Here is a 20,635-nt window from a genome sequence, read left to right as displayed (position 1 = left end):
GGCGCGGGCATGACAGCTTTTTCAGCTTCTCTGCCCTGGCGTGGCGAATTCACGCCGCCGACCTGGGGGGCCTCCCCGTTCAGTGGCTCAACTGCGTCCAGACCTTCTCCAGGCGCTTGACGCTGACCGGCTGGGGCGTGCGAAGCTCCTGCGCGAAGAGACTGACGCGCAGCTCCTCCAACTGCCAGCGGAAATCATCCATGCGCGCATCCGGGGCGCCCTTGAGCTCGCTCAGCCGGCGCTGCCAGCGCTGCTCCAGGGGGCGGTACTCGGCCATCCACTTCGTGTCGCGGGCGGCGTCGGCACGCAGCTTGTCCAGGCGCAGGGTGATGCCCTTGAGGTAGCGCGGGTAGTGCTGCAGCTGGACCCAGGGGGTCAGCAGCACGAAGCGCTTGCCGCACAGGCGCTGCAGCTGTGCCTGGATGTCCTCGGCCACCTCCTTGGGCGCCCGGCTGTCCTTGAGCTTGCGCAGCGCCGCCTGGTACTCAAGCAGCACCGTGCCGCTCAGGCGTGCCACCTCCTGGGCGATGAGGTTGAGCCGCGTGCGGCCCTCCTCGATGCGGGCTTTGAAGCTGAATTCGTCCGTGGGCAGCGGGTCCACCAGAAACGCGCGGTCCAGGGCCACGTCGATGATCTGGTCGCGCAGTTCCTCGGCCGTGCCCAGGCTCATGAAGGCCACGGCCATCTTCTGCAGGTCCGGGATGTTCTTCTCCAGGTACTTCAGCGGCTCGCGGATCTGCAGGGCGACCAGGCGCCGCAGTCCGGCACGGTGCCGTGCGGCCGCCACCTCGGGCTCGTCGAAGACCTCGATCTCCACCTGAGCCCCCCTGTCGATCAGGGCCGGGAAACCGATCAGGGTCTGCCCGCCTTTCTGGATCTCCATGAGCTCGGGCAGCTCGCCGAAGGTCCAGGCGGTGTAGGCCTGGGCCGCCTGCTGCGGCCTGGGCGCAGGGGCACGCACTTCGGCGCGCAGGGCCTTGCCGCCGCCGGGCGTGGTGATGGGCGCGGGCGCGGGCGGCGCCTCGGATGCGGCCTGCCCCTGCAGCTTCAGCGCGGCCAGGGCCTGGAAGGCCGAGCGCGCCTGCGCGCCCAGCTCGGCCTTCAGAGTCGCCAGGCTGCGCCCCTGACCCAGTTGACGGCCGTGTTCGTCCACCACGCGGAAATTCATGAAGAGATGGGGCGGCACCTGTTCCAGCTTGAAGTCATTGCGCTGCACGGCGATCTGGCTGCGCTCGCGCACGGCCTTGACCAGCACCTCCATGAGGCTGCCCTGGGCAAAGGGATTCAGCTCGATGAACTCGGCCACGAAGTCCGGCAGCGGCGTGAGCCGCGCGCGGGGCTTCTGGTAGAGGCTCTTGAGCAGGGCCAGGACCTTGGCTTCCAGCATGCCCGGCACCAGCCACTCGCACTGGTCCTCATTGACCTGGTTAAGCGCGAAGATGGGCACAGTAACCGTCACGCCGTCCCGCGCATCGCCAGGCTGGTGCAGGTACTCGGTCTTGCAGTCCACCCCGCCCAGGCGAAGCATCTTGGGGAAGGCGTTGCTGGTGATGCCCGCGGCCTCGTGGCGCATCAGCTCGTCGCGGCTCAGGTGCAGCAGGCGCGGATTGCCCCGGCTCGCCTCGCGATACCACTTCTCGAAGGTCGCGCCCGAGCACACCTCGGCCGGCAGCTGCTGGTCGTAGTAGGCGTAGATCAGCCCCTCGTCCACCAGCACGTCCTGCCGGCGTGACTTGTGCTCCAGTTCCTCGACCTTGGCGATCTGCTTCTGGTTGTGGACGAGGAAGGGCAGCTTCGTGTCCCACTCGCCGTTGACCAGGGCCTCGCGGATGAAGATGTCGCGCGCGGCCACCGGATCCACGCGGCCGAAGTTCACGCGACGGTTGTTGTAGATCACGATGCCATACAGCGTGGCCCGCTCCAGGGCCACCACCTCGGCTGCCTTCTTCTCCCAGTGCGGCTCCAGCAGCTGGGTCTTGAGCAGGTGGCCGGCCATCGGCGCGATCCAGTTGACGTCGATGTTGGCGAGCCCGCGGCCATACAGCCGCGTGGTGTCCACCAGCTCGGCGGCCAAGATCCAGCGCCCGGGCTTCTTGGACAGGTGCGCGCCGGGATGCCGCCAGAACTTGATGCCGCGGGCGCCCAGGTACCACTCGTCGTCGTCGCTCTTGCAGCCGATATTGCCCAGGAAGCCCGCCAGCATCGAGAGATGCACCTGGTCGTAGGTGGCCGGGCTACCGTTGAGGCGCCAGCCGTGCTCGGCCACCACGGTGTGCAGCTGGGAATGAATGTCACGCCACTCGCGCACGCGGCGCGGGCTGACGAAATGGTCGCGCAGCAGCTGCTCATAGCGGCGGTTGGAGAGCTTGTGCTCGCCCTGTCCTCCTTTGCCCTCTTCCAGCCACTTCCACAGTTTCAGATAGCCCATGAACTCCGACTTCTCGTCGTCGAACTTCTTGTGCTTCTCGTCGGCCTGCTGCTGCTGCTCCATGGGGCGGTCGCGCACATCCTGGCCGCTGAGGGCGCTGGCGATGATGAGCACCTCGGTGAGCGCATCGCGGCGCCTGGCCTCCAGGATCATGCGGCCCACGCGCGGGTCCAGCGGCAGCTTCGAGAGCTCCTTGCCGATCTCGGTCAGCTCGTTGCGCTCGTCCACGGCCCCCAGCTCGGCGAGCAGCTGGTAGCCGTCGGCGATGGCTTTGCGGGGTGGCGGCTCGATGAAGGGGAAGTCCTCCACCATCCCGAGGTGCAGGGCCTTCATGCGCAGGATCACGCCGGCCAGCGAGGAACGCAGGATCTCGGGGTCGGTGAAACGCGGCCGGCCGAGGAAGTCCTTCTCGTCGTAGAGCCGGATGCAGATGCCGTTGGCCACGCGGCCGCAGCGACCGGCGCGCTGGTTGGCTGCCGCCTGGCTGACGGGCTCGATCTGCAGCTGCTCGACCTTGTTGCGGTAGCTGTAGCGCTTGACGCGGGCCGTGCCGGCGTCGATCACGTAGCGGATGCCCGGCACTGTCAACGAGGTCTCAGCCACATTGGTGGCCAACACGATGCGCGGTGCGCCACCGGTCTCGAAGACGCGGTCCTGCTCCTGCTGCGACAGCCGCGCGAACAGGGGCAGCACCTCCACGCCAGGCGGGTGGTGCTTGCGCAGGGCCTCGGCGGCCTCGCGGATCTCGCGCTCGCCCGGCAGGAACACCAGCACATCGCCCGAGCCCTCGCGCCACAGCTCGTCCACGCCGTCGCAGATCGCGTTGTTGAGGTCGTACTCGCGGCTCTCCTCGAAGGGCCGGTAGCGCTGCTCGACAGGGAAGGTGCGGCCCGACACCATCACCACCGGCGCCGGCCCCTTGGCCGAGGCAAAGTGCTCGGCGAATCGCTCAGCGTCGATGGTGGCCGAGGTCACGACCACCTTCAGCTCGGGGCGCCGGGCCAGGATCTCACGCAGATAGCCCAGCAGGAAATCGATGTTGAGGCTGCGCTCATGCGCCTCGTCGATGATCAGGGTGTCGTAGGCCTTGAGCAGCGGATCGGTCTGGGTCTCGGCCAGCAGGATCCCGTCCGTCATCAACTTGACGCTGGCGCCGGGCTGCAGGCGGTCCTGGAAGCGGACCTTGTAACCCACCACCTCGCCCAAAGGCGTCTTCAGCTCCTCGGCAATACGCTTGGCCACGCTGGAGGCCGCGATGCGCCGCGGCTGGGTATGGCCAATCAGCCCGCCGCCATTGGCCCGGCCACGCCCGAGGGCCAGGGCGATCTTGGGCAACTGCGTGGTCTTGCCCGAGCCCGTTTCGCCACAGACGATGATGACCTGGTGCTCGCTCATCAGGCGAGCGATCTCCTCGCGGCGCGCCGAGACGGGCAGGCTTTCGGGGAAGGTGATGGGCGGCACCGGGTTGGCCGGCGTCTCGCGCTGCGGGCGGCGCTCACGCGGCCTGTCCTGCCTTTGCGGCCTTTGCGTTGCCCGGTCCTGCGAGCGTGCGCGGGCAGGCTGTTCCGCCGCCGGCACCGGCGCGGGATTCCTGGGACCTTCGGGCGCGGCGACAGGCGCCGGCGAATCGACGGAAGGGCGCACAGCGGCCTCGGCAAAGGCCGCGGCGAGGGCGGAGGGAGGGTTCTTCTTGGAATTCACGGCGCGCGGATTATCCGTGCCCCGCGCCGGGCGGCCGAAAAGACAGGCCCCCCCCCGCTCTTCAGCCCTCACGCGGGAAGTAGCTGATGACGCTGAGGGTGGCGCCCTGTGGATCCTGGATACAGGCCATGCGACCGACCGTGGGCACGTCCATGGCCGGCATCAGCACCTTGCCGCCCAGCGACTCGCATTGGCGGATGGTGTCGTCCACATTGGCGACGGTCACGTAGCAGCCCCAGGCCGGTGGCATGGCCGGCGTGCCTTCGGAGCAACTGGCCATGCCGCCCACGGCCACGTCCCCCACCTTGGCCACGTAGTACTTGCCCATGGGCATGTCCATGGCCTCGATGGTCCAGCCGAAGAGGCTGCCGTAGAACTCGGCCGCGCGGGCAGGGTCCTGGGTCATCAGTTCGGACCAGCTGAAGGCACCGGGGGTGGTGAAGACGTCCATGATCTGTCTCCTGGCAATGTGAAGTCACGGGAGGGCCATCCTCCCGCCAGGCCCGCCCGCGCACAAGTGCCTGCCGTCCCGATGTCGATCAGGGTATGCCCGGCGGCTGCGGCACAATCGCCCACCATGAGTCTGGTATTTCCCCACACCTTCGTGCCCTGGTTCCGCGCCGTGGCGCCCTATATTCACGCCTACCGCGGCGAGACTTTCGTGGTCGGCATGACCGGAGAACTGGTGGCAGCCGGCAAGCTCAATGCCTTCGTGCAGGACCTGTCCATCATGCACGCCATGGGCATCAACATCGTGCTGGTGCATGGCTTCCGGCCACAGGTGAACGAACAGCTCGCCGCCAAGGGCCAGACCTCGCGCTACAGCCACGGCATGCGCGTGACCGACGCCATCGCCCTGGACTGCGCCCAGGAAGCGGCCGGCCAACTTCGTTTCGAGATTGAAGCAGCATTTTCCCAGGGCCTGCCCAATACCCCCATGGCGAATGCCGCTGTGCGCGTGGTGTCGGGCAATTTCCTGACGGCACGGCCGGTGGGTATCGTCGATGGCGTGGATTTCCAGCACAGCGGCCTGGTCCGCAAGGTGGACGCCACGGCCATCCAGCGCGCACTCGATACCGGCGCCGTGGTGCTGCTGTCACCTTTTGGTTTCTCCCCCACCGGCGAGGCCTTCAATCTCAGCATGGAAGACGTGGCCACCAGTACGGCCATTGCCCTGCAGGCCGACAAACTGCTGTTCGTCTGTGAAGTGGCCGGCGTGCCGGAAAACCCCGCCGATCCCGACAGCGCCATCGATACCGAACTCGCCCTTGCAGACGCCGTTCGCATGCTGGCCGGCAAACCCGCCCCGACGGACCCCTTGGACGTGAATTTCTACCTGCAGCACTGCGTTAAGGCCTGCCAAGCCGGCGTTGAACGCTCCCACATACTGCCGTTGTCTGTGGACGGCGCCCTGCTGCAGGAGGTTTACACCCATGACGGCATCGGCACCATGGTGGTGGACGAGAAACTCGAAAGCCTGCGCGAGGCCAATGCCGACGACATCGGCGGCATCATTGCCCTGATCGAGCCCTTCGAGCGCGACGGCACCCTGGTCAAGCGCGACCGCACGGAAATCGAGCGGGATATCGAGCTCTATTCCGTGATCGAGCACGACGGCGTGATATTTGGCTGCGCCGCCCTGTATCCCTACGTGGAAGCCAAGACCGCCGAGATGGCCGCCCTCACCGTCTCACCCGCCGTGCAAGGCCAGGGCGATGGCGACCGCATCCTCAAGCGCGTGGAGCAGCGCGCCAAGGCCATGGGCCTCAACAGCATCTTTGTGCTGACCACCCGCACCATGCACTGGTTCATCAAGCGCGGCTTCGCACAGGTGGACCCGGACTGGCTGCCCGAGGAGCGCAAGCGCAAGTACAACTGGGACCGCCGCTCGCAGGTACTGGTCAAGAAGCTCTGAGAGCCTCCCCCTGACGGCGCTGTCAGCGCCCCTAGTTTCCCCAGGTTTTCAGCCGCGCGCTACAGTGCGGCATTGCATTCAACCCACCGATTTCGACGAGGAATACCATGGCCCGCACCGTGCAATGCACCTATCTGAACAAGGAAGGCGAAGGCCTGGACTTTGCGCCCTATCCGGGCGAACTGGGCAAGCGCATCTACGAGAACGTCAGCAAGGAAGCCTGGCAGCTCTGGATGAAGCACCAGACCATGCTGGTCAATGAAAACCGCCTCAATCTGGCCGACCAGCGGGCCCGCCAGTATCTGGCGCGCCAGATGGAGCAATTCTTCTTCGGCGGCGGTGCCGAACAGCCGGCCGGATACGTGCCGCCCTCCGCCTGACGACGAATAATCCGGCGCCATCCGCCCGCTGCAGGCCAGGAGCTTCCTGGCCTTTTTCTTGCCCGGCGACTGGAAAATGCGTGGAGAGAAACCCCGGGGAAAGCCCCCGATTCGTTGCAAAAATAACAAATCCTGACCAGACATAATCCCACCCGTCCGTAATCGGAAATATTTATCTACAATCCCGGGCAGAGACAATTCGTTCTCGTTACCGCGCGAGGGTTGCAAAATGGCTTCATCACTGAAGGAATTGCTGGCTCAACGAGCCGCGCTGGATCAGCAAATTGCTGAAACCAAGGACAAGGAACGCAGCGAGGCCATCGCCAAGGTCCGCTCGCTGATGGCCGATTACGGCCTGACCGCGGCCGATCTCGGCTCGCGCCCGCCCAAGGCCGCGAAGGCGGCCAGCAAGGTCGCGGCCAAGTACCGCAACCAGGCCACCGGCGAAAGCTGGAGCGGCCGCGGCCTGCAGCCCAAGTGGCTGAAGGCGGCCATCGCCGCCGGCGCCAAGCTGGAAGACTTCCACGTCTGAAGTCCTCCTCCAGGCTATCCAGATCAAGCGGCTTCGGCCGCTTTTTTCTTGCCAGGTGCGGACCGCGCGGGTCGCAGCGCCTTCCGGGGGGCTCCGCTGGGTGGGCGTCCTGTGCACCATCGGTGCAATCCCGCCCCCTTGCCTGAGTGGCCGCCCTGAAAGCTCGCCCCAGGACCTGGCTGCTAGCATGGCCTGCTCCACCCCCTGCGCCCGTGGAGGGCGCCCACCTTTCCGAGTCAGCCTCGCTTGACTGCCCGCAACGCCCGGCCGGCGCGCCACGCCAGCAGCCCCATCGCCCAAAGCCTTGCCGTCGCGGCGGGCGTCTCGGTCCTTCTTTACCTGCTGATCCGCTTCTCGCTGCATCTGCACCAGCCGGTGGACCATGCCTGGACTCAGGCGGGCCTGGTGAGCCTGGTGTTGATCGGCCTGCTGCGCGGGCGCTGGAGCGCGCTTCCTGTGCTCGGTGTCGGTGCCTTCGCGCTGCTGCAGTTGCACGCCGCCAGCGGCCTGGCCGCCCTGGTCCAGACACTGAACGCACTGCTCGCGGCCGCTGCTGCACATGCTTTCCTGTGCAGGCAGGATTTCAAGCAATCGCTGGACGACAGCAGGGACCACGAGCTGAGCCTGGTGGCCTGCCTGCTGATCGCGGCACCCCTGGCCAGCCTGCTGCCGCTGCTGCCTGGCATCGAGGGCGCCGAGCATCGCTGGACGGCATGGCGCAGCGAGCCAGGCGCTGCGGGCTTGACCCTGCTGTTCCGCTGGGCCGCCAGCAGCACGGCGCTTACCCTGACTCTGCCCCTGGTGCTGAGCCTGTACCCGCGGCCCGGCAGCACGCGCGAGCCGGCCTCCGCCGGCGCCATTGCAGCCGCCCTGGCTCTGACCCTGTGCCTGGCCTCCAGTTGGCTGCTGCATTGGCCGCCCCTGCCCGCGCTGTGGCTGGTGTTGCTGACCCTCCTGGCCTGGCAGTCCCCGCCCTGGATCAGCAGCCTTGCCGCCCTGGCCGTGACGATCAGCCTGGGCTTGCACCATGGCGCCGAGGGCTTGTCCGAGGCGATGGAGCATGCGGACGAACCGCCGCTGGAGATGGCCTGCGAACTGCTGGCCGCCGCCATGCTGCCCATGATCGTGCAGCTGATGCGGGCGCGGCAGCGCCTGCAGCTGCAGCAGTGGCAGTCGCTATTCGACGCCAGCGGACTGGGTCTCATGGTCTGGCGGGCCAGCGAGCAGCTGCCGCGCCTGAGCCTGCGCTGGCAGGCGCTGAGCGGCAGCCGCGGCGGCAAGGACCTGGAGCAGTGGCTGGAACATGCCCATCCCCTGGACCGGCCGCGCGTGTCTCAGGCTCAGGAGCGCCTGCTCCAGAGCGAGGACGGCGACCCCCAGAGCGCCAGCGTAGAGCTGCGCGTGCGGCCGGCGGGCGAGTGGCGCTGGCTGCACTGGCATGCCCAGGTCATGGAGCGTGACACCTACGGCCACCCCGCCCTGGTGGTGGCCAGCCTGCGGGACATCACCAGCCTCAAGGTCGCCCGCGAGCGCGAGCAGCTCAGCGCCCACCTGTTCCAGACCGTGCACGAAGGCATCCTCGTGAGCGACCCCCAGCATCGGGTCGTCGATATGAACCCGAGCAGCTGCGCCATCCTGTGCCGGGACCGTGAATCCCTGATCGGCTCGCCCTGCCTGCTGGTGGACCCCGAGCTGCTGCGGCACAACGGCATCCACCCAGACGCCATGGCCGAAGCACTGTCCCTGCAAGGCCAATGGGAAGGGCCGCTGCGCCTTCGCAATGCCAAGGGTCAGGCCAAGGTGCTGCAGGTCCGGCTGAGCCTGCTCCATGACGACGATGGCCTGCTGCGCTACCACGTCTTCGCCCTCCAGGACCGCACGCAGGAGGAGTGGCAGCAGAACCAGTTGCTGCGCCAGAACCAGTTCGACGCCCTTACCGGCCTGCCCAACCAGGCCAGCTTCGTGGCCCAACTGGGCCAGGCGCTGGAGTTGGCGCGCAGCGAGGGCTTCATGCTGTGCGTCTGCAACCTGGACCTGGACCACTTCAGCGCCATCAACGAACGCTTGGGCCGCGGCGCGGGCGACCAGACCCTGGTGGAGATGGCTCGGCGCCTGCGCAGCAGCCTGCGCCGCACCGAGCGCTGGACCGACCAACTGGCGCGCATCGGCGGCGACGGTTTTGCGCTGATCCTGCGCTGCCGCAACGAGGAAGAGTCGCGGCTGGCGCTGGGACGGCTGCTGGACGTGGTGCGGGCACCGCTCTACGACATCACCCCCGGCAGCCCCATGCACCTCACCGCCAGCCTGGGCGCCACCCTTTTCCCGCAGGACGCCTCGGACACCGAGACCCTGATGCGCCATGCCGCCCATGCCCTGTACCGCGTCAAGCGCTCGGGCCGCGATGGATTCGAGCTCTTCGACACCGACAAGCGCCAGCGCAGCGAGGCCAAGGTGCTGGCACTGGGCCGCATGCAGGAAGCCCTGGACCTGGGCGAGCTGCAACTGCACTTCCAGCCCAAGGTGGACCTGCGCCGCGGCAAGGTGCTGGGCATGGAAGCGCTGCTGCGCTGGCATGACCCAGAGCGCGGCCTGCTGCTGCCGGGCCATTTCCTGCCCCTGGTGGAGCACACCGGGCTGGGCGTGCGCATCGGCGATTGGGTCATCGAGCAGGCCCTCAAGCAGGCCGAGCAATGGGCCGCCGACGGTCGCCCCTTGCGGGTAGCGGTCAACGTCACCGCGCGGCACCTGCAGTCACCTGACTTTGCCCAACGCCTGGACGAGTTGCTGGCGCGCCATCGCCCCGGCCTGGCGCGACTGCTGATGCTGGAGGTGCTGGAATCGGCCGCCCTGGCCGACGTGCCCGCCACGCAGCGGCTGATCGAGCACTGCCGCGGCCTGGGCGTGCAGTTCGCGCTGGATGACTTCGGCACCGGCTACTCCAACCTCAGCTACCTCAAGCAGCTGCCGGTGGACCTGCTCAAGATCGACCGTTCCTTCGTTCATCAGATGCTCACCGATGCCCACGACCGCGCCCTGGTAGAGGGCGTGATCAGCCTGGCGCGCACCTTCGGCTGCGACGTGATCGCCGAAGGCGTGGAGTCCTCTGCCCATGCCCAGGCCTTGCTGGCGCTGGGCTGCGAGCAGGGGCAGGGGCATGGCATCGCCAGCGCCATGCCGGCCGAGCTGGTGCCGATATGGGTACAGGCCTTCGAGCGCTCGCCTGACTACGACGGCCGCATCAGCGTGCCTGCGCCGCTGGCCGAGTTCGCTCCAGCCACCCAGGCCTAGAGACGGCCGTCCCGGCCCGGCTTTCCGATAGACTGCCGCGGTGATTCCACCCGGCTTTATCCAGGACCTGCTCGCCCGCATCGACATCGTCGATATCGTGGGGCGCCACGTCGAGCTCAAGAAGGCAGGCATCAACCACAAGGGCCTGTGCCCTTTCCATGGCGAGAAGTCCCCCAGCTTCATCGTCAGCCCCAGCCGCCAGACCTACCACTGCTTCGGCTGCGGCGTGCACGGCAATGCCATCGGCTTCCTGATGGAGCACACCGGCGCCGGCTTCATCGAGGCCGTCGAGGACCTTGCCCAGCAGGTGGGCATGCAGGTGCCGCAGGACGAGCGCAGCCCTGCCGAAATCCAGCGCGCCCAGGCCCAGAAGGCGCACCAGCTGAGCCTCACCGACGTGCTGGCCAAAGCCACTGAGCACTACCGCAAGCAGCTCAAGGGCAGTGCCCGCGCCATCGACTACCTCAAGCGTCGCGGACTGACAGGCCCCATCGCCGCCCAATTCGGGCTGGGCTACGCGCCTGAGGGCTGGCGTGCACTGGCCAGCGCCTTCCCGGCCTATGACGATCCGCTGCTCGTCGAGGCCGGCCTGGTGATCCTGCAGGACGACCCCGACAAGAGTGCCGAGGAACAGCGCCGCTACGACCGCTTCCGCGACCGGATCATGTTCCCCATCCGCAATGTCCAGGGCGAAGTGATCGGCTTCGGCGGGCGGGTGCTGGACAAGGGCGAGCCCAAGTACCTCAATTCGCCCGAAACCCCGGTGTTCAGCAAGGGTCGCGAACTCTACGGGCTCTACGAAGGCCGCACGGGGCTGCGCCAGCGCGGCTACGCCCTGGTCGTCGAGGGCTATATGGATGTGGTGGCCCTGGCCCAGCACGGCTTCAGCAATGCCGTGGCAACGCTGGGCACGGCGTGCACGGCGGACCATGTCCACAAGCTCTTCCGCTTCACCGAGTCCGTGATCTTCAGCTTCGACGGCGACGCCGCGGGGCGCCGTGCCGCAGGCCGCGCGCTGGAGGCCGCCCTGCCCCATGCCACGGACACGCGCAGCATCAAGTTTCTCTTTCTGCCCAGCGAGCACGACCCCGACTCCTACGTGCGCGAGCTCGGCAGCGAAGCCTTCGAGCGCTGCGTAGAGCGCGCCATCCCGCTGTCGCGCCAGCTGATCGACCATTGCGGCGAAGGCCTGGACCTGGGCAGTGCCGAAGGCCGTGCGCGGCTGCTGGCCCATGCCAAGCCCCTGTGGCAGCAGTTGCCCCAGGGCCTGCTCAAGCGCCAGTTGCTGGGCGAGCTGGCCCGTATGGCCCAGCTGCCGGATCAGGAACTGATGGGGCTCTGGCAGGCCAGCGAGAGCCGCCGTTCCGCGGCTCGCAGCGAGCACCCGGCCAGCCCCCACGCCCCGGACGATGCGCCCTGGGACGGCCCGCCGCCCGACTTGGACGAGCTCGCCTATGTCCAGTCCGGCGCCGATGGTGTCGCGGATGTCGGCACCGCGCCCGCGGGAAACCCGCCCAGTCGCAAGCCCGGTGGCGAGAAGAAGCCTTGGAGCAAAGATCGCAAGGACTGGAAGGAATGGAAAAAGCGCGAGCAGGACGAAACCTATGGCCTGCCCCGCCACCAGCCAGCCTCACCGCGAGATCATGCCCTGCGCATGCTGCTGCTGCACTGCGCCTGGTGGGAGTTGCTGAGCGACCAGGACCACCAGTTGCTGCACGAGCTGCCCGGCGAACATGGCGAGGTGGTGGCCTGGCTGGAGCGCTACCTGGTCAACCACGGGCCCGGTCCCTGGTCAGTGCTGCAGGCAGCCCTGGAGGAGGACGGTTTGCTGGAGCTGGCGCAGCGTGCCAGCGGCGGGCGCCTGCATGCCAGCGACGATGAGCTGCAGCTGGAAGACTTCCAGCGCCTGCTGCGCAAATTGTGGATCTCCCGACTGGAGGAGGAGTCCCGCCAACTGAGCGCCGGGCCGGTGACGCCCGCCGTGCTGGAGCAGCTGCGCGGCCTGCGCTTGCGCATTCAGGAACTCAAGGCGGGCTGACAAGGCCGGACAGGCTCGCGGCCGGCCATTTCGGCCGCTTTGACTTTGCTTACTTCGGCCTCTTCTTCGGCCTCTTGCCCCTCGCCGCGCTGCGCCGCCCCCCGGACAAGCCCTCAGTCCTGCATTTTTGAAATCCGTCCATTCTTGATGGATAATTAAGGGTTTTCGCGCGTCAAGAGTGACGGCAGCGCCTCCCGGACCCGGCCACCCACTGACCCTGGGCACCCTATGCAAGGTATCAAGGCCACCTTTATCCGCTTGAGGGCTGCACTCTTCAACGTACACGCTAGCCTTGTACGCGCAAAGCCCTGGCATTCGCCTTGAATGGCCGGCTCACGCCGCCATCTTGGAAGAGTCAGGGCCCATGTTTGTGCCGCCTGGGCGGCGCCTGACAGCAGGCGCGCGCAGGTGGCCGCTTGCATTGCGCACCCACTCCACTCGAGGAACTGCATGACCGCCAAGAAGACCGCGTCCAAGGCAACCGCCCCCAAGGCCGAGGAACTGGCCGAAGACATCAAGAAGCCTGCGCGCAAGAGCGCCAAGGCGGCTGCTGCGCCTGCTGCGGCCGGCGCCGGTGATGAAGCCAAGCCCAAGCGGGGTCGCAAGCCCAAGGCGGCCACCGAGACCAAGAAGGGTGCCAAGGCCAAGCCCGAGGCCGAGGAAGAAGACTTCTCCGACATCGAGGCCGAGCTTGAGGGCGAACCCGACGCCGAGGCCGGCGTCGAAGCCGAGGTCGAGGACAGCGTCGAGGACAAGCCCAAGGCCAAGCCCCTGCGCATGAAGGTCAGCCGCGCCAAGGAGCGCGCGCTGATGCGCGAATTCGGCCTGGATGAGACGGCTCTGACCGAAGAGGAAGTCGCCAAGCGTCGCCATGAGCTGAAGACGCTGATCAAGATGGGCAAGACCCGCGGTTTCCTGACCCATCAGGAAATCAACGATCACCTGCCCGAGAAGCTGATCAACGAGGAAATCCTCGAGGCCATCGTGTCCATGTTGAACGACATGGGCATCGCCGTGTACGAGCAGGCACCCGACGCCGCCACCCTGCTGATCCAGGGCAGCACCTCGCCGACGGCCACCGAGGAAGAGGCCGAGGAAGCCGCCGAAGCCGCCCTGTCCACCGTGGACTCCGAGTTCGGTCGCACGACCGACCCGGTTCGCATGTACATGCGCGAGATGGGCACCGTCGAGCTGCTGACGCGTGAAGGCGAGATCGAGATCGCCAAGCGCATCGAAGGCGGCCTGCAGGCCATGATGCTGGCCATCTCCGCCTCGCCCACGACCATCGCCGAGATCCTCTCCATGGCCGCCAGGATCCGTGCTGGCGAGCAGCAGATCTCCGAGGTGGTCGATGGCTTCGTGGCCGAGGATGAGGCCGACGACTACGTGGCCGAGGAAGACTTCGACGAGTTCGACGAGGACGACGACGACGACGGCAACGGCGGCTCCAAGGCCCTGACCAAGAAGCTGGAAGAGTTGAAGAACGCCGCCCTGGTCAAGTTCGATGCTCTGGACAGCAACTTCGAGAAGATGCGCAAGGCCTTCGAGAAGGACGGCTACCGCTCCGCCGCCTACGACAAGGCCCAGCACGCCATCAGCGCCGAGCTGATGACCATCCGCTTCACCGTCAAGACCATCGAGCGCCTGTGCGACATCCTGCGCTCGCAGGTCGATGACGTGCGCCGCTACGAGCGCGAACTGCGCAAGATCGTGGTGGACAAGTGCGGCATGTCGCAGGAGCACTTCATCAAGACCTTCCCGCCCAATGCCCTGAACCTGAGCTGGGCCGAGAAGGAAGTCGCCGCCGCCAAGCCCTACTCCGCCGTGCTGGGCCGCAACCTGCCCGCCGTGCAGGAGTTGCAGCAGAAGCTCATCGACATCCAGGCCAAGGCCGTCGTGCCGCTGGACGATCTCAAGGAGATCAACAAGCGCATGAACGAGGGGGAGAAGGCCTCGCGGGATGCCAAGAAGGAGATGATCGAAGCCAACCTGCGCCTGGTGATCTCGATCGCGAAGAAGTACACCAATCGCGGCCTGCAGTTCCTGGACCTGATCCAGGAAGGCAATATCGGCCTGATGAAGGCGGTGGACAAATTCGAGTACCGCCGCGGCTACAAGTTCTCGACCTACGCCACCTGGTGGATCCGCCAGGCCATCACCCGCTCGATCGCCGACCAGGCCCGCACCATCCGCATCCCGGTTCACATGATCGAGACGATCAACAAGATGAACCGCATCTCGCGCCAGCATCTGCAGGAGTTCGGCTATGAGCCGGACGCCCCGACCCTGGCCGAGAAGATGGAGATCCCCGAGGACAAGATCCGCAAGATCATGAAGATCGCCAAGGAGCCGATCTCCATGGAAACGCCGATCGGGGACGATGACGACAGCCACCTGGGCGACTTCATCGAGGACACCAACAACACCGCGCCCATCGAGGCCGCCATGCAGGCCGGCCTGCGCGATGTGGTGAAGGACATCCTCGACAGCCTGACCCCGCGCGAGGCCAAGGTGCTGCGCATGCGCTTCGGCATCGAGATGAGCACGGACCACACGCTGGAGGAAGTCGGCAAGCAGTTCGACGTCACCCGCGAACGGATCCGCCAGATCGAAGCCAAGGCCATCCGCAAGCTGAAGCACCCGAGCCGCTCGGACAAGCTGCGCACGTACCTGGACAACCTGTAAGGGTGGCCAGGGGCCTGCCTCCCGACGCCCCAAGGCGGCGGGAGACGGGCTGCAGCGGCAACGCTGTTGGCGTCATGGCATGCACAGCAGAAACATGGCAGCAGGTGCGCAGGGCCGCAGCACGCAGACCCGGCATCATGCTTCAAGGCAGTAGCCCAACAGGTGCGAAGTCTCGGGCAGTCGCGCCCGACGACAGCGGAGCACCCGGCGCCCTGCCCTAGCGTCCTGCGCCTTTCTGGCCTCCTGGATGGACCGGGCCTCAGCAGGCCCTCAGTCCTCGCCTGACGAGCGTCGCAAGGCCTCGTAAACCCTGTCAAACACCTCCAACGCCGCCGGATTCGGAACCTCGCCGACATGCGGCAGGCTGTCCAGCCGCATCAGCCTTGATGCGCCGCCGCGATAGGCTGGCCAGTGCGGGAGCCCGCCTCCATTGGGATTGCCTGTCTTGACAAAGCGCACCCAGGCACCGGCCATGGCGTCGGACAAGCGCCGGTCTTCGGCCTGCCAATCCCAGGTTTCCTGGTCCAGTTGGTCCAGCATGTACCAGAGCTCCGCGAAATGGCTGGCCCCCCACCCGGCCCGCGCCCCTTGCCCAGGAAAGGGCACCTGGCGGCCGAACTGGTAGTAGTAGACCGGCTCGCGTCCATGCTCTGCCTGCAGATGCGCCCAGGCCCACATGTCCCAGCCAAATCGGAGGTCCCGCTCCAGCGCCAGCCTGGCGGCCACCGCCTGCGCGTCCCCGTCATGAGGATAGGCCGCCAGCAGCGGCGCGGGTAAAGGTCCGAAAGCCTGCGCCAGGTCGGCCTCGAAGCGAGCCGACGTCAGGCCGCGGGTGTCAAGCAAAGCCCGTGCTTCGTCGGCGTTGGACCCCAGTAGCAGCGGCACGTCCGCCACCTGGCCAAGTCGATAGGCCGCACCGGGACTGCGCGGCACGACATGGCCATCGACGACCGGATGGCTGAGCGGACCCGCTGCTGCCACCAGCAGATCGGCAGCCGGCCTGCGACGCAGCTCGTCCACCGAGCCGGCCCCCAACTGCTCGAGCAAGACCTGACCCTCACGCTCAGCCTGCGCATGGCGGTAGCCGGGAGCGAGCGCCAGCGGCTCGAAGACACCGCCGCTCTGCGCAATGGCCCGGTGGAACAGGCCCCTGGCAGACGGCATGGCCATCAGCCAGCTGACCGACATCGCCCCTGCCGATTGACCCGCCACCGTGACTGTCCGGGGATCGCCACCAAAGGCTTGGATATTGCGCTGCACCCACCGCAGGGCAGCCACTTGATCCAGCAAGCCATAGTTGCCTGACGTCCCTGAAGGAGTCTCCCGCGACAGTTCGGCATGGGCCAGGAAGCCCAGCGCCCCCAGCCGGTAGGCCAGCGTGACCACGACGATGCCACGGCGAGCCAAGCGTTCGCCACTGTAAAGTGGCATGCCAGTCCACCCATTGGCATAACCACCGCCATGGATCCAGACAAGCACCGGCAGCGGCCCGACCGCTGGCGGCGCTGCGGGGCTCCAGATGTTCAGGTAGAGGCAGTCCTCGCTGGTCGGCGGTGGCGCCTCACCGGGCATGGATACGCCAGATTGCGGGCAAGCGGGTGCAAAAGCCTCCGCCGAACGAAGGCCTTCCCAAGGCTTGATCGGGCGCGGTGGCCGCCAACGTCCAGCTACACCGACCGGCGGCGCGGCAAAGGGAACGCCGCGAAACACCGCCACCCCCTGCTCCAGCCGCCCCTGCAGACGCCCTCCCTCGGCCAGGATCTGCACGGCAGCGGGGCCGGCCGGCGGTGCTGGCAGAAAGTCCGCCCCGCGGGCTGCGGCCCCCGCCAGGGCCGCGCAAAGAGTGAGGATTTGGAGCACTTTCAACTCGATCTCCTGTGATAGTCGATTCTTCAGTCTGCAACAGTCCTGGATCTGGCAACAAACCGTCCCATCACAAAGTGGCTCGCCTCAGCCCAGGGCCGAGTGGCAGCAGGCACAGCGTCGCAGACCGGGGCCCAGACTTCTGGCCGGCCTGGAAGGATCTGTGCAGAATCGCCGCCCATGAACACCAGGACGGCCGATCAGCACATCCGCAAGCCCGCTCAGGGCCCAGGGCCGGGGCTGGGGGCTGGATCCGGTCCCGTCCTGCCCTGGGCCTATCTCTACTGGCTGGTGTTCCTGCTGTGCCTCGAGCCCGACAACGTCCAGCGTGCCTGGCATGCCGGCAATGCCCTGGAGCCCGCGCATGAACTGCTGCGCATCGGCCTGGCGGCGGCACTGGGCACCGCCGTCACCCCCTGGCTGCTGTATATAGCCCGGCGGCAGCTGCACGAAGGGCCGCAGCCGCGCGGACGTGCCGCCGCAGGGCTGGTGCTTCAACTGCTGCTTCTAAGTGCAGGACTGATCCTGGCCGCCGGCGTGCTGGCAGCCTGGGTGTTTCAGGGGCGGCTCTTGCCGCGCCTGATTGACCTGCAGATGCAACTGCAGAGCGATGGCCTACTGCTCACCTTTGCCCTTGCAGGGCTGCTAGCGCTGATACAGCTCGGCCACAGGCCGGGCGGCCCGCTGGCGCCTGCGCCAGCACCCGCTTCGGCGCCTGCCGAGGCCACGCCCGCATCGCCATGGCGGACCGAGGTGGACGTCGGCAGCCAGGGCCGCAGCGCCGTCCTGGCCATGGACACGATCGACTGGATCGAAACCCAGGGCAACTACCTGGCCCTGCATGCCGGCACGCGCACGCACCTGCTGCGCGAAAGCATGGGCCGCCTGGAGGCGCAACTGGACCCCCTGCGCTTCGTGCGCATCCATCGGCGCCTGGTGGTTGCCTTGGGCAGGGTGCAGTCCCTGACTCCGCTGGGCAACGGGGACGCCATGATCACCCTGGCCGATGGACAGCGCCTGCGGGTCAGCCGCAGCTACCGCCGCGACTTCCAGGCCCGATGGGAAGCGCCGGCATCGGGGCAGGGAAAGGCCTGAACCGTCACCAAAAGCAAGCACCCGAAAAATCCCGCCTGCCCCCGCTACACTGCCAAGGACTTCACGAACCAGCTACTGATGACCCAGATCAGCGAACGCATCGTCCTGTTTGCCGACTTGCGCGGCAGCACGGCCTTGTTCGAGACCCTGGGCAATGCCGAGGCCACCTCGGTGGTGACCCACGCGGTCAACCTGGTCGGCCGTGCCGTCGGCGACTGCAACGGCAAGCTGATCAAGACCCTCGGCGACGGTCTCATGGCTGCGTTCAGCGACGCCAGCGACGGCATCAAGGCCGCCATGCAGATGCACGAGTCCCTGCAGCGCATCGTCTCGCGTGGACAGCAGCATGGCGCCTCGCCCGGCCTGCGGGGCCTGAAGCTGCAGGTGGCCCTGGCCCGCGGCGAGGTGGTCGAGATGAACGGCGATTGCTTCGGCGACGCCGTCAACGTGGCCGCCCGCCTGCTGGACCATGCCGGTGACAACGAGACCCTGATCACCAAGGAAGTGCTGCAAGGCCTGCCCGTGAACCAGCGCCTGCGTTTTCGCAGCCTGGACCTGATCGCCATCCGCGGCCGCGCCGAGCCCGTCCATGTCTATGTGCTGGACAACTACGCCTACAGCAGCGAGCCGGCCGCAGCCACGCAATTCGGCGACCCCATGCCCACCGCCGATCCCGACGGCATCCGACTGGTATGGCTGGACCTGGACCGCATTTTCGACATCGGCAGCATGCCCGTGATCCTGGGCCGCAGCACGCAGGCCACCTACTGCATCACCGATGTGCGCGTTTCGCGCTCCCATGCACGCATCGACTGGCATGGCGGCAGCTTCTCGCTGACCGACCTCAGCTACAACGGCACCTTCGTTCGCTTCGGCCGCGACGGCGAGATCGTTTCCCTGCGTCGCGGCTCCTGCACCCTGCATGGCAGCGGCGTCATCGGCCTGGGCGGCACGCCCACGGACCTCTCGGCACCAACGGTGCGATTCGAGGTCCTGCACTTCGCCGACACCGAGCCGCGCGCCATCGGGCATTCCCACAGCCGCGGCTGAGCCCGGCCTGCGGGACAATTGCCCCCATGAGCTTCAAGAAAGAACCGGGCTACCGCCATGGCAGCCCCTCGACGACAGGCGTACTGCTGTGCAATCTGGGCACGCCTGAGGCCCCCACCGCTGCGGCCCTGCGCCGCTACCTGGCCGAGTTCCTGAGCGATCCGCGCGTGGTGGAAATCCCCCGACTGCTCTGGCTGGTGATCCTGCACGGCATCATTCTGCGCGTGCGCCCGGCCAAGTCGGCCGCCAAGTACGCCACCATCTGGATGAAGGAAGGCTCACCATTGAAGGTCTGGACCGAACGCCAGGCCAAACTGCTGCAAGGCCTGCTCGGCGAGCGCGGTCACCGGCTGCAGGTGCGCTACGCAATGCGCTATGGCCAGCCCTCCGTCGCCAGCCAGCTCGACGCTCTGAAGGCCGAAGGCGCGAACCGCATCCTGGTCCTGCCCGCCTACCCGCAGTACTCGGGAGCGACCAGCGGCAGCGTGATCGACGCCGTGGCCCGCTGGACCCTGCAGACCCGGCATGTGCCCGAACTGCGCTTCATCAACCGCTACCACGACGATCCCGCCCACATCCGCGCCCTGGCCGACAGCGTGCGCCGCCACTGGGCCATCCACGGCCAAGCCGACAAGCTGGTAATGAGCTTCCATGGCATGCCCGAGCGCACCCTGCAGCTGGGCGATCCCTATCACTGCGAGTGCCACAAGACCGGCCGCCTGCTCGCCCAGGCACTGGGTTTGCGCGAGGACCAGTACCTGGTGAGCTTCCAGAGCCGCTTCGGCAAGGCCAAATGGCTGGAGCCCTACACCGAGCCGACCCTGCGCCAACTGGCCGCGGGCGGGCTGAAGTCCGTGGACCTGGTCTGCCCCGGTTTCAGCGCCGACTGCCTGGAAACACTGGAAGAGATCGCTCAGGAGGCCAAGGAGGCCTTCGAGTCCTCCGGCGGTCAGCGCTTCAGCTACATCCCCTGCCTCAATGACGACCTGCAAGGCATGCGTGCCCTGGCCGATCTGGCCGAGCGCCACCTGCAGGGCTGGCCCACCCGCGAACCGGCCGATCCGTCGGTCCTGGAGGACCGGGCACAGCGCGCTCGTGCCATGGGTGCCGACGCATGAAGGCCCTGCCCCTGTCCGAGGATGTGCGCCTGGACAAATGGCTCTGGGCGGCCCGCTTCTACAAGACCCGGGCCCTGGCCGTGGAGGAGATCGGCAAGGGCCGGGTGAGTGTCAACGGCCAGCCGGCCAAGCCCTCCCGCGAACTCAAGCCGGGCGATGTGCTGCAACTGCGCCAGGGCGTGGTGGAGCGCGAGGTCGTCGTGCGGGCCCTGTCCAGCGTGCGCGGCCCGGCGCCCCAGGCCCAGACACTCTACGAGGAAACCGCAGAGAGCCTGCTCAAGCGCGAGCAGGCCGCCGAAAGCCGGCGGCTTGCGCCCGAACCGGCTTCCACCATCGTCCAGGGCCGCCCGACCAAGCAGGACCGTCGCCGCCTGGCCGACTGGAACCGCTGGAGCGCCGAGGCCGAACCCGACTGAGCCGCGGCCATCCAGCGCGCGATCACCAAGGGTTTCCCCTTGTGAAAATGATGGCAATCCCCCTCTTGAACTTCAGGGCTTCGCCCCCAGCTAGCCCGCGTCGCCCCGTTTCATGGCTGGACCATG

Annotated in this window: 13 protein-coding genes; 10 read left to right on the top strand and 3 right to left on the bottom strand. The window is 67.2% G+C overall.

All coding sequences use genetic code 11. The annotated features are described in order from the left end of the window. Window positions 1–79: 79 nt before the first annotated feature. Window positions 80–4,129 (bottom strand): ATP-dependent RNA helicase HrpA, encoded by a 4,050-nt coding sequence (gene hrpA, locus H5407_RS01910; RefSeq protein WP_404935574.1) that lies wholly within the window; start codon window positions 4,127–4,129, stop codon window positions 80–82. 61 nt (window positions 4,130–4,190) lie between these two features. Next, complete coding sequence (locus H5407_RS01905) at window positions 4,191–4,580, bottom strand: VOC family protein (protein ID WP_183102726.1); 390 nt, start codon at window positions 4,578–4,580, stop codon at window positions 4,191–4,193. Between the two features lie 126 nt (window positions 4,581–4,706). On the opposite strand from H5407_RS01905, the gene argA reads away from it, so the two are divergent. From argA to rpoD, 6 genes are all read left to right on the top strand, one after another. Next, window positions 4,707–6,044 carry an amino-acid N-acetyltransferase gene (gene argA, locus H5407_RS01900; protein ID WP_183102725.1) on the top strand — a complete coding sequence of 446 codons (1,338 nt, stop codon included), beginning with the start codon at window positions 4,707–4,709 and terminating at the stop codon, window positions 6,042–6,044. 107 nt (window positions 6,045–6,151) lie between these two features. After that, window positions 6,152–6,424 carry an oxidative damage protection protein gene (locus tag H5407_RS01895; RefSeq protein ID WP_183102724.1) on the top strand — a complete coding sequence of 91 codons (273 nt, stop codon included), beginning with the start codon at window positions 6,152–6,154 and terminating at the stop codon, window positions 6,422–6,424. Between the two features lie 229 nt (window positions 6,425–6,653). Next, window positions 6,654–6,956 carry an H-NS family nucleoid-associated regulatory protein gene (locus H5407_RS01890; protein WP_183102723.1) on the top strand — a complete coding sequence of 101 codons (303 nt, stop codon included), beginning with the start codon at window positions 6,654–6,656 and terminating at the stop codon, window positions 6,954–6,956. A gap of 246 nt (window positions 6,957–7,202) precedes the next feature. After that, complete coding sequence (locus H5407_RS01885) at window positions 7,203–10,244, top strand: bifunctional diguanylate cyclase/phosphodiesterase (protein ID WP_183102722.1); 3,042 nt, start codon at window positions 7,203–7,205, stop codon at window positions 10,242–10,244. A 40-nt stretch (window positions 10,245–10,284) separates the two neighbouring features. Continuing rightward, window positions 10,285–12,282 (top strand): DNA primase, encoded by a 1,998-nt coding sequence (gene dnaG / locus H5407_RS01880; RefSeq protein WP_183102721.1) that lies wholly within the window; start codon window positions 10,285–10,287, stop codon window positions 12,280–12,282. Between the two features lie 450 nt (window positions 12,283–12,732). Then, window positions 12,733–14,967 carry an RNA polymerase sigma factor RpoD gene (rpoD, locus tag H5407_RS01875; RefSeq protein ID WP_183102720.1) on the top strand — a complete coding sequence of 745 codons (2,235 nt, stop codon included), beginning with the start codon at window positions 12,733–12,735 and terminating at the stop codon, window positions 14,965–14,967. A 270-nt stretch (window positions 14,968–15,237) separates the two neighbouring features. Here the strand turns inward: rpoD and H5407_RS01870 are convergent, their stop codons facing one another. After that, window positions 15,238–16,734 (bottom strand): carboxylesterase family protein, encoded by a 1,497-nt coding sequence (locus H5407_RS01870; RefSeq protein ID WP_310737598.1) that lies wholly within the window; start codon window positions 16,732–16,734, stop codon window positions 15,238–15,240. Between the two features lie 276 nt (window positions 16,735–17,010). Between H5407_RS01870 and H5407_RS01865 the strand changes: the two genes are divergently transcribed. The 4 genes from H5407_RS01865 (at window position 17,011) to H5407_RS01850 (ending at window position 20,509) form a co-directional block, all read left to right on the top strand. Beyond that, window positions 17,011–17,925: a LytTR family DNA-binding domain-containing protein gene (locus H5407_RS01865; RefSeq protein ID WP_183102719.1), complete on the top strand. Its 915-nt coding sequence runs from the start codon at window positions 17,011–17,013 to the stop codon at window positions 17,923–17,925. 78 nt (window positions 17,926–18,003) lie between these two features. Continuing rightward, window positions 18,004–18,975, top strand: a complete 972-nt coding sequence (locus H5407_RS01860) for an adenylate/guanylate cyclase domain-containing protein (protein WP_183102718.1) — start codon at window positions 18,004–18,006, stop codon at window positions 18,973–18,975. A 26-nt stretch (window positions 18,976–19,001) separates the two neighbouring features. Further along, a complete protein-coding gene (hemH, locus tag H5407_RS01855; protein WP_183102717.1) occupies window positions 19,002–20,093 on the top strand; it encodes a ferrochelatase in 1,092 nt (363 codons plus the stop codon). After that, the gene (locus H5407_RS01850) at window positions 20,090–20,509 is read left to right on the top strand and encodes an RNA-binding S4 domain-containing protein (protein ID WP_183102716.1); all 420 of its coding nucleotides are present in this window, start codon (window positions 20,090–20,092) and stop codon (window positions 20,507–20,509) included. Before hemH ends, H5407_RS01850 begins: the two co-directional genes overlap by 4 nt. The last annotated feature ends 126 nt before the right edge of the window (window positions 20,510–20,635 follow it).

Source organism: Mitsuaria sp. WAJ17 (assembly GCF_014174515.1).
Lineage (GTDB): Bacteria > Pseudomonadota > Gammaproteobacteria > Burkholderiales > Burkholderiaceae_C > Roseateles_B.
Note: the sequence above shows the minus strand (reverse complement) of the source record. Positions and strands in the feature narration are given on the sequence as shown.

Excerpts from the sequence above, each read along its gene's own strand:
- hemH (WP_183102717.1), top strand. The coding sequence starts at position 19,002 with ATGAGCTTCAAGAAAGAACCGGGCTACCGCCATGGCAGCCCCTCGACG.
- argA (WP_183102725.1), top strand. The coding sequence starts at position 4,707 with ATGAGTCTGGTATTTCCCCACACCTTCGTGCCCTGGTTCCGCGCCGTG.
- H5407_RS01895 (WP_183102724.1), top strand. The coding sequence starts at position 6,152 with ATGGCCCGCACCGTGCAATGCACCTATCTGAACAAGGAAGGCGAAGGC.
- H5407_RS01850 (WP_183102716.1), top strand. The coding sequence starts at position 20,090 with ATGAAGGCCCTGCCCCTGTCCGAGGATGTGCGCCTGGACAAATGGCTC.
- rpoD (WP_183102720.1), top strand. The coding sequence starts at position 12,733 with ATGACCGCCAAGAAGACCGCGTCCAAGGCAACCGCCCCCAAGGCCGAG.
- H5407_RS01890 (WP_183102723.1), top strand. The coding sequence starts at position 6,654 with ATGGCTTCATCACTGAAGGAATTGCTGGCTCAACGAGCCGCGCTGGAT.
- H5407_RS01860 (WP_183102718.1), top strand. The coding sequence starts at position 18,004 with ATGACCCAGATCAGCGAACGCATCGTCCTGTTTGCCGACTTGCGCGGC.
- H5407_RS01905 (WP_183102726.1), bottom strand. The coding sequence starts at position 4,580 with ATGGACGTCTTCACCACCCCCGGTGCCTTCAGCTGGTCCGAACTGATG.
- H5407_RS01865 (WP_183102719.1), top strand. The coding sequence starts at position 17,011 with ATGAACACCAGGACGGCCGATCAGCACATCCGCAAGCCCGCTCAGGGC.